This window comes from Polynucleobacter sp. Adler-ghost (assembly GCF_018688495.1).
GTDB lineage: Bacteria > Pseudomonadota > Gammaproteobacteria > Burkholderiales > Burkholderiaceae > Polynucleobacter.
Map to the genome: position 1 here is coordinate 1,344,271 of NZ_CP061320.1, position 13,550 is coordinate 1,357,820.

Below are 13,550 nucleotides of genomic sequence, written 5' to 3' on the forward strand. Positions count from 1 at the left end.
TGAAAACCCTTATAGATCATCACTTAAGGGGAAAAGGAGGGGTTTAGGCTGCCCTGAGAAGCTCTTTTGGGAGAGAAAAATTCACTGTTTCCTCAATTCCCTGGAGTGGCGAAACAGTTCCACTAGAAAATAGACCAATAGCTTCGACGATTTGCGCTGTTAATGCCTCTGGGGCGGAAGCCCCTGCTGTTACGCCAATATTACGAACCCCATCAAACCACTCGCCTTCAAGTTGAGATGGGTCATCTACTAAATAGGCGGGTACATGCATGCTTTCAGCAAGCTCTTGAAGACGCTTAGAGTTAGAGCTGTTTGGACTACCCACCACCACCACTAAATCTACCTGAGGAACCATTGCTTTGACGGCATCCTGACGATTCTGAGTGGCATAGCAAATGTCTTGGCGTTTTGGTGCATGAATATTGGGGAACTTTTCCACCAATGCTTGAGTGATTTCTTGTGTTTCATCAACCGATAAGGTTGTTTGAGTGACATAAGCTACTGGCACATTTTCTTCAAAGTGCAGCTGGGCAATATCTTGTACGCTCTCAATGAGATAGATCGAAGAATCAATCTGACCCATCGTACCCTCAACTTCCGGGTGACCACGATGTCCAATCATGATGATTTGATATCCACGCTCTTTTAAGCGGACCACTTCAGCATGCACCTTGGCTACCAAAGGGCAAGTCGCATCAAATACCTTGAATTGACGATTATCTGCCTCAATTCTGACGGCCTGTGAAACCCCATGCGCACTAAAAATCAGAATGGCACCCTGAGGAACATGCTCCAATTGATTAATGAAGACTACACCACGAGATTCGAAATCTTTAACAACATAGGCGTTGTGAATGATTTCATGCCGAACATATATGGGGGCACCATAAATTCTGAGCGCCTCCTCAACTATCAAAATAGCCCTTTCAACTCCGGCACAAAAACCGCGGGGTTGCGCTAAGAAAATAGTTTTTTTTGAAAGCATATTCGAATCAAATTAGTGATTTTTTTTGTAGCCCCACTTCCAAAGTAATTCACTTGGAAAGGGCAGAATTAAAAAGAGGTGCTCTAATAAACCAAGGGCTAACAGGGTTCCTAGCAAAGCATATGAGGCCCTATCGAAGGGCGAAGAATCCAATCCTGCACTTGACCAAATCGGGATCAATATCATCACCGAGACTAAAACAGAAAATGGCATCAGGAAGTTCATTGCCCTACGTCTGAAGTAGGTGACTAAGTACTGTAGGTGCTGCGGCAAGAAAGACTCATTAAAATTAAGGACGCCCAAAAAGATATTGATCTTCGTACTCTGGCGCATTCCCCATAGGATGACAAAGGTCCAAAATCCAGTTTGATTCACTGAATCTAAGTTAATGAAAAATAGAATCATTCCTAAGCTCAGTAATGCCAGCTCGTGATAATTGATCGTCTGAAATGCATACCATGCTCTGGTCATGGGGCTCAGCCCATTAGGACATTCCGAACGTCGTGATCCAGTGATGTAGCCCAAAAGAAAGGCCAGCTCTTGCCATCCCCAAATGATGATGGCACAAGTAAATGAACAGTAAGCACCAGCAATCGTCGCCTGCTGACTGGAGATAGACAAACCCCAAAAGGCAAGCAATAAAACGCCAACCGAGACTACAAATATGGATTTAAAAAAACGCTTAGGAAGGCTATGCACCTTCAAAATAAGCCCTGTGCTAAACCACCATATAAAAACGGTGAATATCAGCGGGCTTATCCAAAAATACATAGTGAATTACCAAACAGGTGCCATACGAATATCACTCGGTAATTCATTTGGCACTACTGGCAACATATAAAGACGTAAGAAGGTAGCAGTAGCCGCAATTGCTAGAGCACCTCGTTTGATAGCTGAAAAGACACCACCAACCTGCTTCAAATGATCTACCTCATCTGAAATTTTTCTCAGCTTTTCAAAACACTCCCAAATTCTTGGATCATCTAAATTGATAGTGAAAGGGAAAACCTGCTTAGTGATATCAGAAGTAATTTCTAGTACCTTGCGGTCATAGTCTGTTGGTGATACCCCAAGCGCTTTATGGAACTCTGGTCTGGAATGATCGCGCACATACATTGTTGCGTATACCGCCAATAAAAAGAAGCGAATCCACAGTCGATTACCACCACTGAGTAACTTTGGAGTAGAACGCATTAATAAAGCAAAGGCCTCACCATGACGGAATTCATCATTACACCATTTCTCAAACCAGAGAAAAATCGGATGAAAGCGCAATTCTGGTTTGTTTTGAATGATTCGATAAATCGTGATGTAGCGGGCATAGCCAATTTTTTCAGACAAATAAGTTGCATAAAAAATAAACTTTGGCTTAAAGAAGGTATATTTTTTAGTTCTTGCCAAAAATCCTAGATCAACCCCAATACCAAAATCTTTGAGCCACTGATTAATAAAACCGGCATGTCTACTCTCATCACGAGCCATGTATGAGAACAAGTCTTTTAAGTCGGGATTCTTGATCGACTTTTTAATCTCTGAATAGAGAACACAACCTGAGAACTCTGAAGTAATTGAACTAATTAAGAAATCTAAAAACTCTTGGTACAAGCCCTCTGGCAAGTGGGAGTAGTCCTTAGACATATCATCAGGACGCTGAAAGTGAGCCTGATTAATATCGGAATCAAATTCTTGCATGAGCTTATCCCACTCGGGCTTTACTGAGCTGATATCAAAACGATCCATCTCATCAAAATCAGTGGTGTAAAACCGAGGACTTAGGATCGTACTCTCTAGTGCGCGATCGGTTGATTCATTAATGGGGCGAAGCGCTTCCATGGTTGGGGCATTAGCACTCATACTTCAATACCTTTAGTCACAATAAGGGGTTGTGTGTGCACTACTGGGCGCACTCTTGGATATTTTTTCGCTTGACTGAATCGAGTAGTAGAAAAGCTGACCTCGTATAACAAGGTAATTTCGAGTCTTGCAGTGAGATATACCCACAAACGCGATAACCAGCCAGCCTTAGAGACAGTTGCTGTTCTTTGATAGCTCAAAACCTCACCAAACGGCAGCTCTACAATCGGATCATGGACGAGCACCTGATCTCCTGGGCCGACTTGAACGCCGTCAAGATCCACATGGGCATATAGATACTCTGAAGTATTGGACATATCTACAGAACATTTAACCAGCTGTTTAGACATCATTGCCCCGCGCTATTTAAAAATGCAGCAAACTGCGCTGCGTTATCTCGACCAAATGACTCCAAATCAATGCGATTGCCTGTTGCTAGATCTACTAAAGTCAATCTACCATCAGAACGACTAATTAATTCAAATGCATCATCGCTGGTAATTTGGCGAATGCGACGTTCACGAGCCAATGCTCGCAAAATCCCCCTTACAAAACCAGCCTGACCCTCTACTTGTGCAATCATTCTCCCATTAGAAGCTGATATAACCCCTACTGAGCCATCAGGGAGATCCCTAAAAAACAATGTTTTTTTCGCGATCACACTGGCGTCTACCTGCGTTTCCGCTTTACCAGACTGAACGGCATTGGCAACCACGAACACTACCCCCACCAAAACGATGACCACAAATACTGCAATATAGTTTTGAATACGGATAGGATTCATGCGCAAAATCATGCTGCCTCTGCCCCTGAGTAAGGTGTATTTACCATCGATGGATTGCGTTGAGCAGCTTGAACTGATCGAGCAATGACATTGTTCTGGGTAGCCCAAGCATCAACCAAAATTTTGGCAACTTCGGAGCAGTTTTTAATGCACCGGAGAGTAGGCTGAGGGCTGGCCCAATGTGATGGTCTGGAATGAGGCCATAAGTGAAATATCGCAATTTTTGTATCTTTACTTAACTTCAGAGAAATATCTCCCGTACCCTGCTTGGTGACACAGCAATCTGCCGACTCAATCATCTTGAGCGGGAAATTAAAAGTCATATTCAACACAATTCCAATACGCATGACTACGCGCTTATTGGTGATGGTGTAGACCGCAGTTGATGCCATCAAATAAGCAAGCAGAGCAACTAGGGATAAACCAATGGCTGAAAAAATCGTAATCCTTAAGGAGGAGAAAAATATCGCACTGAGGGACTCTCCATCAGTAACGCCAGTAACAATCTGATAGAGCAAGATCAAGCCAAAATAAATCAAGAGCCCTTTGAGGTGAAACACTCGCAGAAGCATCGCCTTTACATCAGGCGAGCCCTGCCACAAAATACGCTCGCCCTCAGGCAACTTTTCAGGAAGTCCTAGCTCTGGTTCAAATTCATGCTCTGGACTACTAGGAATGTTCAGGCTCATATTAACGGCTCCTGACGATCGGGAGTGGCATATAAAGTGCCGGCACCAAAGTACGCCATGATCTTCTCTTCTTCCAGCAAGGTGATTTCCTCTGGATTTTTTGTTTTTGGCACAGCTGCAAACTGATCTGCAAGAATTGACTTCACCCGAATGTCTTGCTTGCCAATACGTGAAAAATTCACTGGCAATAGGACTGTCGCACCCTTTGCATCAACCTCTAGGTAGCGAATCATCATTTCCATATGATCAACCCAGACATCTTTCACAACGCCGGCTTTATGACCATCTGCACCGATGACACTCAAGCCAATCGGATTAATATCCTGCTTTGCAATTGCGAAATCATTTAACTTTCTCAGTGGACGAATTCGCGCATGACCCTCTAGATCATAATCAACATGATCAGCGCGGTTAGCATAAGAACCTGGCCCAACTCCTGCTAATAATGGATTGCCAATTGGGGCAATAGGCGCGCCATTCCATGGATGAATTGGCTCCGCTGATAGGCGCTCAGTTTCAGGCGGGGTTTCTAAGGGAGCGTAATAAGTTTTGCCAAATTCTGTGACAAATTTTTTCACCCTTGGCATGCCAAGAATTCCGTCTTCACGTCGAACCTTACCGAAGCGCTCAGTTTCCAGTGGAAATCCTTCTCGTTTACTTTCCAATGTTAGGTATATAACAAGACCCACAAAAAAAAGTAGGAATAGATAGAACACCACTTGAGCGACATCTATATATTGTGTAATTGCACCAGTACCCATTTTTTCTCTCCTTCTTTAATAAACTAGCTTGGAAAATCCGCTAGGCCAAACTTACTCATTTTTGAAATATCCAGGTTTCGCTTTTGGGCTACTAGTGGACCTAACGCGATCAAAGTAATAAACAACAAATAAATCTCAATGTGATAAACAAAGCTATAACCAGTAGCAGGGCTCATTAACGTAGAACCAATCATTCCGCCCATTGCTAAATCCGAGATCAGATCACGAATAACTCCACCCAGTGACATACCAATTCCGGAGCATGTAGCTGTTACCGCTCCCCAAGCACCAATGACCATCCCAGTTTTGTTCTCCTGATCCATGCTCATCGCAATAGTGAGCGTACTGACTGCGAATAGGCCGCCACTAAAACCAATCAGAAGTGCGCCCAATCTGAAGAGATTAGGTGAACCTAATGGCTCTGAAAATATCACCATGGAGAAGGCAATCAGCCCAAGCAGGAGGCCGGCTGCAGAAATTCTGTAGGCGTTATAGCCCTTGCTTAGCCAGCGTGCAGAAAGCGTAAATGCCAGTAAAGATCCACAGGCAATCAGTGCGGTCAAAAAGCTGGTGGCAGATACATCCAGTAGAAGTATTTCTCCGCCATAGGGCTCCAAGATAATGTCTTGCATGCTAAAGGCAGTGGTTCCAAGACCTAGCATGATGAGGAAGCGACGAACCTGTGGCGCCTTAATAAACTCACTCCAACTTTGTGAGAATTTTGGCTGAACAATAGATGGCGCAGTATTTTTAGGTTGCCTTGCTTCTTGCTTCCACAAGGCAAATAAATTGAGCAGTAAGGTAATGAGCGCAACTCCCTGAATCACCTTAATTAACTGAATCGGGCTAAATGGGTCCAGGAAGACGCTAAACATGACGCCGCTCAAGACCATACCAAAGAGCAGCATGACGTACATCATGGCAACAACACGGGGGCGATTTTTTGCGTCTGCCAAATCTGTAGCAAGAGCTAAGCCAGCAGTTTGAGTAGTTTGCATACCCGCGCCAACCAGTAAAAATGCCAACGCACTGCCAAGGTAGCTAAACCAAGCGGGCCAGTGAGTATCTCCAGATAGGATGATGAGGGCAAAAGGCATGATGGCTAAACCACCAAACTGCAACCAAGTCCCAATCCAAATATAAGGAACTCTTCTCCAACCCAATATGGATCGATGGGTATCTGACCTATGGCCAATCAAGGCTCTAAATGGTGCAAAGATTAATGGCAAAGCAACCATTAAGGCCACCATCCAAGCCTCCATGTGTAACTCAACAATCATGACTCGGTTTAAGGTGCCAACCAATAAGGCAGTAGCCATACCTACTGAAACTTGAAACAAAGATAGTCTTAAGAGGCGGCTCAGAGGTAAATCTGGGGTCGCCACGTCAGCAAAAGGCAGAAAGCGAGGATCAATCCTCGTCCATGTCTTAGCCATCTTTGACAGATTGATCATGATACTTTTTCAATCTCCATCAGTTGTGACTTATAAAAACCGCTGGAAACTAATTGGGTATGGGGAATCTTCCAATCCACAAACCAGGGTGATTGATCGATTAACTTACTTAGCTTATTTTGACTTATAGGCTCTATAAAAGGAGCCCGATCTTTTCTAGGAAATAGACGGCCAACACGAATCATCACCTCAAGCGGTAAGGTACTTGGCGCAAAAGTAAATACAATCTTATTTCTAACTCGCGGGGCCAACTTTTCCAGCACAACTAACATATCAGTCGCGCAATAATGGATCATCGAATCCATGCCCACAACATAATCAAATTCACCTAAGCTGTCATCAAGCATATCGCCAGATCTAAAATCAATATTTTGACGATCAGCTGGTGCAATCCTTTCTTTAGCCAGCTCAATGAGATTAGGCGATAAGTCAATCGCAACAATACTCGCCCCTTTTTTCGCTAACTCGAGGGCCAAAGCGCCGGTGCCGCAGCCCGCATCCAAAATCCGCTTGCCAGCCAATGACTCTGGTAAGCGAGCAATTAGATTTGAGCGCATTTGATCACGCCCTGCCCTGACTGTTGCCCTGATTCCACTAACTGGAGCATCAGAAGTTAATTTTGCCCAAGCATCATTTGCAGTCCGATCAAAATAGTCCTGCAACTTACTACGTCTATTTAAATAAGAAATAGCACTCATGATTAGTCAAATCCTAGTAAGTCAAATATTTCACGGTCTTTGAGTGACTCTGTCAGCAAAGGATCGTCGTCTAAAAGTAGGCTAGCAGCTAAACGCATGTATTCATCTTTAACCTTCTCAATCTCCGGGGTCGATTCCATTTCAAAAACGGTACATTTTTTGAGGCGGCTTTTACGAATCGCATCGAGATCTGGAAAGTGCGCCATTGTTTTTAAACCTACCCGCGTATTGAACTTATCAATCTGGTCTGTATCCGCGCTTCGATTAGCGATTACGCCACCCAAACGCACGTTATAGTTTTTTGCTTTAGCACTGATAGCCTGAACGATGCGATTCATGGCAAAAATAGAATCAAAATCATTCGCCGCGACAATGAGGGCTCTGTCAGCATGCTGTAACGGGGCAGCAAAGCCACCACACACCACATCGCCTAAGACATCAAAAATAACAATGTCGGTATCTTCGAGCAGGTGATGCTCTTTCAAGAGCTTTACAGTCTGACCCACAACGTAGCCACCGCAACCGGTTCCCGCAGGGGGGCCACCAGCTTCTACGCACATCACACCGTTAAAGCCTTCGTAGACAAAGTCCTCTACTCTGAGCTCTTCCGAGTGAAAATCGACTGACTCTAGAATGTCAATGACGGTAGGGACTAGTTTTTTAGTCAGCGTAAAAGTGGAATCATGCTTTGGATCGCAGCCAATCTGAATGACTCGCTTACCTAGCAATGAAAACGCTGCAGACAAATTAGAAGAGGTTGTACTCTTACCAATCCCGCCCTTTCCATAAATGGCAAATACTTTAGCATTCCCAATTTTTTCATTGGGGTCTAGGTGAACCTGTAAGCTCCCCTCGCCATCAGTTGGTTTACTTCGAGTGTTAATCGAAGAAACTGGCACACTAACTGTATTCATTAAATAGGTACTCCCTCATAAACGCCTTCAAGTCGATCTTCAAAGTCATTAGCAACGCGACGCAAGGTCTCTAATACTGATGGCTCTGGCTTCCAATAATTTCTTTCTGATGCTTCCAATAGTCGACTTGCAACTTTTGCTGATGAAGTTGGATTGAGCTTCATCAATCGCTCCCGCATTTCTGGATCCAATATGAATGTTTGTGTTAGATGCTGGTAAACCCAAGGCTCTACCTGACCAGTCGTAGCAGACCAGCCAACAGTGTTAGTCAAATGGCTTTCTAATTGACGAACACCTTCGTAACCATGTTTGAGCATCCCTTCGTACCACTTTGGGTTCAACATGCGTGAACGGGTCTCTAGTGACACCTGCTCATTAAGGGTTCTGACTACGGCAGTACCGCGAGTTTGATCGCCAATATATACGGGTGCTGCTTTTCCACCTTTTGCTCTTCTGACCGCTCTACTAACACCACCCAAGGTGTCAAAATAAGTATCGATTGTGGTGACGCCAAGCTCAATGGAGTCAAGGTTTTGATAAGTAAGCTCAACATCAGCAAGGATATTATTAAGAAGCTCACTTTGCAGCATAGGGACACCAGTTCTGCCATATGCAAAACTTTTGCGACGAGTATAAGTTTCAGCTAACTCGTTTTCATCCTTCCATAAGCCGTTATCAATCATCATATTGACATTGGCGCCATAGGCACTCTCAGCATTACCAAAGACACGTAGCGCAGCAGTCTCAAGATCACAGCCGTTTTGAGCTTGATAAGCTAAGGTATGTTTTCTAATAAAGTTTTGCTCAAGCGGCTCATCAGCACAAGCCGCTAAGTAGGCTGCCTCTGCAAGGATACGGATTTGCAAAGGCATCAAATCTCTAAATATCCCTGAAATGGATACCATGACATCAATTCTGGGCCTGCCCAACTCTTCTAAAGAAACTAGTTGAGCGCCAGCCAATCTACCGAAGCTATCAAAGCGTGGTAACGCCCCCATCAGCGCCAAAATCTGGGCAATCGGTCCGCCTTCAGTTTTTAAGTTGTCAGTACCCCACAACACCATCGCAATCGACTCTGGCAGTGGATTGCCATCGGCTTTATAACGTTCCAAGAGCATATTTGCTTGAACCAGACCATCCTTCATTGCAAATTTACTCGGAATACGGAATGGATCGAAGCCATGAATATTTCGACCAGTTGGCAATACCTGCGGGTTACGAAGGACATCGCCACCAGGTGCCGGGCGAATATACCGCCCCTCTAATGCCTTCATCACACCTTGCATTTCGCTATCGGCCTGTAACTCCTTGTACACCGCCAGCAATTCTTCTAGCTCAGCACGTAGTGCAGGAGTCAGACTCATTTTTTGGGCTTTTACAAACTGCTCCAAACTGTCGCTATTAATCAGCATTTCAATACTAGCTCGATCAATATTTTTGAGTTCACCCTCTTGAACAGATAAAAAGCTCACCAACATATCCAAACTCTGCTCCATGCTCAGCGGACTGCCAAGCACATGAAGTCCGTAAGGAATCAAGGTGTACTCCAACTCCAGAATTTGTTCATTCAGATGCATCACAATCTGGTTTACTTGGCTTGCGCTTAAATTTTTCCAAGCCGGCTCTTGTGAGGAAAATTCGAGTTCAACTGCTTGTGCTTGAATTGAATTCAGTAACTCTTGCTCGGTTTCGCTCCACGCTTGCGCTGTTTCATTTGGAACCAACTTACGCCAGTGCTCAACTGCTTCTTTAAATTCCAGCAAGCCTTGATATAGGCCAGACTGTGAAACAGGTGGAGTTAAGTAGCTAATTAAGGTTGCTCCAGCACGACGCTTGGCAATAGCACCTTCCGATGGATTGTTTGAAGCATAAATATACAGATTTGGTAAATCATGAATCAGGCGATCTGGCCAGCATGCACCTGACATCCCCGATTGCTTACCTGGCATAAATTCGAGTGCGCCATGGGTACCAAAATGCAATACCGCTGAAGCTGCAAAATCTTCGCGAATATAACGATAAAAGGCGGAGAAAGCATGCGTCGGTGCAAAACCTTTTTCATACAACAAGCGCATTGGATCGCCTTCATAACCAAACCCAGGCTGAAGAGCTACAAATACATTACCAAACTGTTTACCCAAAACAAAAAGTGAGGATCCATTACTCAGGAAGTTTCCTGGCGCTGGGCCCCACTGCGCTTCAATCTCTTTTAACCAAGGCTCACGACGAATGTGATCTGCTGCACTGATCTGGGCATGTACATTAGCATCTGTACCGTGCTCTTTCGCATTGCCAATCAGAATCATGTCCCGAAATTCATCGATGGATGCGGGTACGTCAACGCTATAACCTTCTGCCTTGAGGCTTTTTAAGGTATTGAATACGGATTCAAAAACACTTAAATGGGCAGCAGTACCAACCCTTCCCGCATTTGGAGGAAAGTTAAACATCACCAGAGCTACTTTGCGATCAGCACGCTCAGCTTTGCGTAAGGCAATGAGTTTTGATACACGTGCAGCCAACATCGCTGTACGTTCGATGCAGGTATGCATGTCATGACGATTAATGCTGGCCTCAAATACGCAGCCTTTATGACAACCTTTGCACTGCACATCTGCATCACCTGCTCTGCCACCAAATACCATCGGCACGATCGCACCATCGAGCTCTGGTATGGCGATCATCAGAGTGTTTTCTACGGGCAATAATCCTCGGTCAGAGCTACCCCAATCATTGAGGGTCTGAAACTCTAAAGGCTGCGCCGCGAGATAAGGGACATCTAAAGAGGCAAGCACTTCTTCCGCCGCTTTTGCATCGTTATAGGCAGGCCCACCTACCAAGGAGAACCCAGTAAGAGATATGACCGCATCAACTACTTTCTCGCCATTCTGATAAAAGAATTGATCGATAGCCGGTCTTGCATCCAAGCCCACTGCAAATATCGGCAGTACTTGTAGTCCTTGCGCCTCAATTGCAGCGATAACTGAGTCATAGTGCAAAGTATTGCCAGCCAAAATATAGGATCTGAGCAACAGCAAACCAACGCGACCCTTAGATTTCTTATCAGAAACCAATTTAGGCAAATCATCGATAGACTCACTCATACGACCTTTGAGCCGTGGGTGATAAATGCCATTATCTGGATAGATGACTGGCTCAACTAGCTTTTCTTTGGTCCTTAAAACTTCTCTTTCACCAGCGGCATAGCGATTGACTAAGTTGGTCACCATATGGAAGAGGTTCTCTTCGGAACCACCTAACCAATATTGCAGCGTTAAGAAATAGGCCCTGACATCTTGCGCATTGCCTGGAATAAATCGCAGAATTTTTGGCAGGCGACGCAACATGCGCATTTGAGCTGCACCACCAGTTTGAGACTTCTCTTTATTTCCGCGTAAACGCTTTAGTAAGCCCATCAAGCCAGTTGCCGGCTTACCCATATCAAACCCACCCATGCGAGTCAGGGAAACCACTTCACCTGCTGACATGGCACAAATCATGGCATCACATTCATTGCGCCGAGCTTTTAAGGCTTCAATCACTGGTTTGTAGTGATCTTCCATAAAGAGCATGGTCACAATCAGAATGTCTGCAGACTCAATATCGGTAATACAGTTTTCTAGAGCTTTAGCATCCACAGTCCAGCTAGAAGCCGCATGAATGCTTAGCTCAAGACTTGGCAGCTTTTTCTTGAGGGCGTAGCGGGCTCTCTCTGTCGCACTACTCAAGTGCGTATCCATCGTAATGATGGAGACTCTCATGGGGATTTTCTTATCTGCCATAGTGAGCCTTTGCATCGTAGAGCGTTTCAATAGTGATATGGCTAATACCATGCTCAACTGCAAATTTCTCAGTATTGCGTCGTGCTTTTCCTCTAACAAAGAATGGAATTTTTCCCAATTCTTTTTCCGCTTCTACATCCCATAATTTTGCTGGCTCTGTACCGCTAAATGTCTCTGCATTTACCTGGGTATGACTGACAACTGGAGCGACCTCATTGGATTGTGCATCCGGTGAGTGCAGATTTTCTTTCACGGCTGCTGAATGACCTAGATGAGAAGGTGCTGCCTTAGCAGTAAATTCAAAATCATCGCGGAACATCATAATTAGATGCTCTTCAAGACCCATCATAAGTGGATGAATCCAGGTATCAAACAATACATTGGCGCCCTCAAATCCCATCTGTGGTGAGTAGCGCGCTGGAAAGTCCTGAACATGGACTGGCGCAGAAATTACAGCACAAGGAATGCCGAGTCTTTTAGCGATGTGGCGCTCCATCTGCGTACCCAAGACCAAGTCTGGAGTAAGTTCAGCTACCTTTGCCTCAACCTCTAAATAGTCATCGGTAATTAAGGCTTCTACCTCGTACAGCTTGGCAGCTTCACGGACTTCGCGGGCAAATTCACGACTATAGGTACCTAAGCCAACTACCTTAAAGCCTATTTCTTCTGATGCCACTTTTGCGGCCGCAATCACATGACTTGCATCACCAAATATAAATACGCGCTTATCGGTGAGATAAGTGGAGTCGACTGATTTTGCATACCAATGGGCCCGCTCATCTTGAGACTGTAAAAAAGTCTCTGGATTGATATTGGCCAATGCAGCCACTTCTTGAACAAAGGCTCTAGTTGCTTTAGTACCAATCGGAATGGTCTTTGTGAAAGGCTGCCCAAATGTTTTCTGTAGCCAAGTGCATGTGAGTTGAGCAACTTCTGGATACAGCATGACATTAAAATCTGCCTGAGGTAATTGGGTGATATCTGCAACTGAGGCATTGAGCGGTGCAACCACCTTCACCTCAATACCCATCGCCTCTAATAGAGACTTGATTTCTTGAATATCGTCGCGATTTCTAAACCCTAATGCAGTAGGTCCAAGAATATTGCAGCTAGGCTTTTGATCTTGTTTTGCATTATTAGCTCGTACCTCTTGATACTGCTGAGCACTCACGGACTTATCAACTGGAAGCAATCCACGAACAATGTGATAGAAAGTTTCTGAAGCACCCCAATTTTCTTTTTTCTGATATGAAGGCAATTCCAGTGCAATGACAGGAATCGGCAAAGTAAGCGCTCTTGCCAAACCACCTGGATCATCCTGAATTAACTCTGCAGTGCATGAAGCGCCCACGATCATGGCTTTAGGCTGGAAACGTTCATATGCAGAATTGACAGAATCCTGGAACAACTGCGCCGTATCCCCACCTAAATCTCTTGCCTGAAATGTTGTGTAGGTAACAGGTGGACGGGTTTTAGCGCGTCCAATCATCGTAAACAATAAGTCAGCGTAAGTATCACCCTGTGGCGCATGCAAGACATAATGCAAATCGGTCATGGAGGTAGCGATTCGCATGGCACCAATGTGTGGCGGGCCTTCATATGTCCAAAGTGTCAGTTGCATGTGAGCCC

Annotated in this window: 12 protein-coding genes; all 12 read right to left on the bottom strand. The window is 44.8% G+C overall.

All coding sequences use genetic code 11. The features are described from left to right. Positions 1 to 43 precede the first annotated feature (43 nt). Genes ispH through bchB form a run of 12 tightly spaced genes read right to left on the bottom strand, consistent with a single transcriptional unit; the run spans position 44 to position 13,542 of the window. A complete protein-coding gene (gene ispH / locus ICV89_RS07050; protein ID WP_215307718.1) occupies positions 44 to 985 on the bottom strand; it encodes a 4-hydroxy-3-methylbut-2-enyl diphosphate reductase in 942 nt (313 codons plus the stop codon). 12 nt (positions 986 to 997) lie between these two features. Then, positions 998 to 1,756 (bottom strand): putative photosynthetic complex assembly protein PuhE, encoded by a 759-nt coding sequence (puhE, locus tag ICV89_RS07055; protein WP_215307720.1) that lies wholly within the window; start codon positions 1,754 to 1,756, stop codon positions 998 to 1,000. 6 nt (positions 1,757 to 1,762) lie between these two features. Next, complete coding sequence (acsF, locus tag ICV89_RS07060; RefSeq protein WP_215307722.1) at positions 1,763 to 2,839, bottom strand: magnesium-protoporphyrin IX monomethyl ester (oxidative) cyclase; 1,077 nt, start codon at positions 2,837 to 2,839, stop codon at positions 1,763 to 1,765. Next, complete coding sequence (locus ICV89_RS07065; RefSeq protein WP_215307724.1) at positions 2,836 to 3,192, bottom strand: hypothetical protein; 357 nt, start codon at positions 3,190 to 3,192, stop codon at positions 2,836 to 2,838. Before ICV89_RS07065 ends, acsF begins: the two co-directional genes overlap by 4 nt. Next, positions 3,189 to 3,623: a photosynthetic complex assembly protein PuhC gene (gene puhC, locus ICV89_RS07070; RefSeq protein ID WP_251370805.1), complete on the bottom strand. Its 435-nt coding sequence runs from the start codon at positions 3,621 to 3,623 to the stop codon at positions 3,189 to 3,191. Before puhC ends, ICV89_RS07065 begins: the two co-directional genes overlap by 4 nt. Before the next feature lie 8 nt (positions 3,624 to 3,631). Continuing rightward, positions 3,632 to 4,312 carry a photosynthetic complex putative assembly protein PuhB gene (puhB, locus tag ICV89_RS07075; RefSeq protein ID WP_215307728.1) on the bottom strand — a complete coding sequence of 227 codons (681 nt, stop codon included), beginning with the start codon at positions 4,310 to 4,312 and terminating at the stop codon, positions 3,632 to 3,634. Continuing rightward, positions 4,309 to 5,073 (bottom strand): photosynthetic reaction center subunit H, encoded by a 765-nt coding sequence (puhA, locus tag ICV89_RS07080; RefSeq protein WP_215307730.1) that lies wholly within the window; start codon positions 5,071 to 5,073, stop codon positions 4,309 to 4,311. Before puhA ends, puhB begins: the two co-directional genes overlap by 4 nt. A 23-nt stretch (positions 5,074 to 5,096) precedes the next feature. Then, entirely contained in the window at positions 5,097 to 6,527 is a 1,431-nt protein-coding gene (locus ICV89_RS07085) for a BCD family MFS transporter (protein WP_215307732.1), read from the bottom strand. Then, on the bottom strand, positions 6,524 to 7,225 hold the full coding sequence (bchM, locus tag ICV89_RS07090; RefSeq protein WP_215307734.1) for a magnesium protoporphyrin IX methyltransferase: 702 nt from the start codon (positions 7,223 to 7,225) through the stop codon (positions 6,524 to 6,526). Before bchM ends, ICV89_RS07085 begins: the two co-directional genes overlap by 4 nt. 2 nt (positions 7,226 to 7,227) lie before the next feature. Further along, positions 7,228 to 8,139 (bottom strand): ferredoxin:protochlorophyllide reductase (ATP-dependent) iron-sulfur ATP-binding protein, encoded by a 912-nt coding sequence (bchL, locus tag ICV89_RS07095; RefSeq protein WP_215307735.1) that lies wholly within the window; start codon positions 8,137 to 8,139, stop codon positions 7,228 to 7,230. Next, a complete protein-coding gene (locus ICV89_RS07100) occupies positions 8,139 to 11,921 on the bottom strand; it encodes a magnesium chelatase subunit H (RefSeq protein WP_215307736.1) in 3,783 nt (1,260 codons plus the stop codon). Before ICV89_RS07100 ends, bchL begins: the two co-directional genes overlap by 1 nt. Next, complete coding sequence (gene bchB / locus ICV89_RS07105) at positions 11,911 to 13,542, bottom strand: ferredoxin:protochlorophyllide reductase (ATP-dependent) subunit B (protein WP_215307737.1); 1,632 nt, start codon at positions 13,540 to 13,542, stop codon at positions 11,911 to 11,913. Before bchB ends, ICV89_RS07100 begins: the two co-directional genes overlap by 11 nt. Between the last annotated feature and the right edge of the window lie 8 nt (positions 13,543 to 13,550).

Coding starts and splice junctions, on each gene's coding strand:
- ispH (WP_215307718.1), bottom strand. CDS start 985: ATGCTTTCAAAAAAAACTATTTTCTTAGCGCAACCCCGCGGTTTTTGT.
- ICV89_RS07085 (WP_215307732.1), bottom strand. CDS start 6,527: ATGATCAATCTGTCAAAGATGGCTAAGACATGGACGAGGATTGATCCT.
- puhB (WP_215307728.1), bottom strand. CDS start 4,312: ATGAGCCTGAACATTCCTAGTAGTCCAGAGCATGAATTTGAACCAGAG.
- puhC (WP_251370805.1), bottom strand. CDS start 3,623: ATGAATCCTATCCGTATTCAAAACTATATTGCAGTATTTGTGGTCATC.
- bchL (WP_215307735.1), bottom strand. CDS start 8,139: ATGAATACAGTTAGTGTGCCAGTTTCTTCGATTAACACTCGAAGTAAA.
- puhA (WP_215307730.1), bottom strand. CDS start 5,073: ATGGGTACTGGTGCAATTACACAATATATAGATGTCGCTCAAGTGGTG.
- bchB (WP_215307737.1), bottom strand. CDS start 13,542: ATGCAACTGACACTTTGGACATATGAAGGCCCGCCACACATTGGTGCC.
- bchM (WP_215307734.1), bottom strand. CDS start 7,225: ATGAGTGCTATTTCTTATTTAAATAGACGTAGTAAGTTGCAGGACTAT.
- acsF (WP_215307722.1), bottom strand. CDS start 2,839: ATGAGTGCTAATGCCCCAACCATGGAAGCGCTTCGCCCCATTAATGAA.
- ICV89_RS07065 (WP_215307724.1), bottom strand. CDS start 3,192: ATGATGTCTAAACAGCTGGTTAAATGTTCTGTAGATATGTCCAATACT.
- puhE (WP_215307720.1), bottom strand. CDS start 1,756: ATGTATTTTTGGATAAGCCCGCTGATATTCACCGTTTTTATATGGTGG.
- ICV89_RS07100 (WP_215307736.1), bottom strand. CDS start 11,921: ATGGCAGATAAGAAAATCCCCATGAGAGTCTCCATCATTACGATGGAT.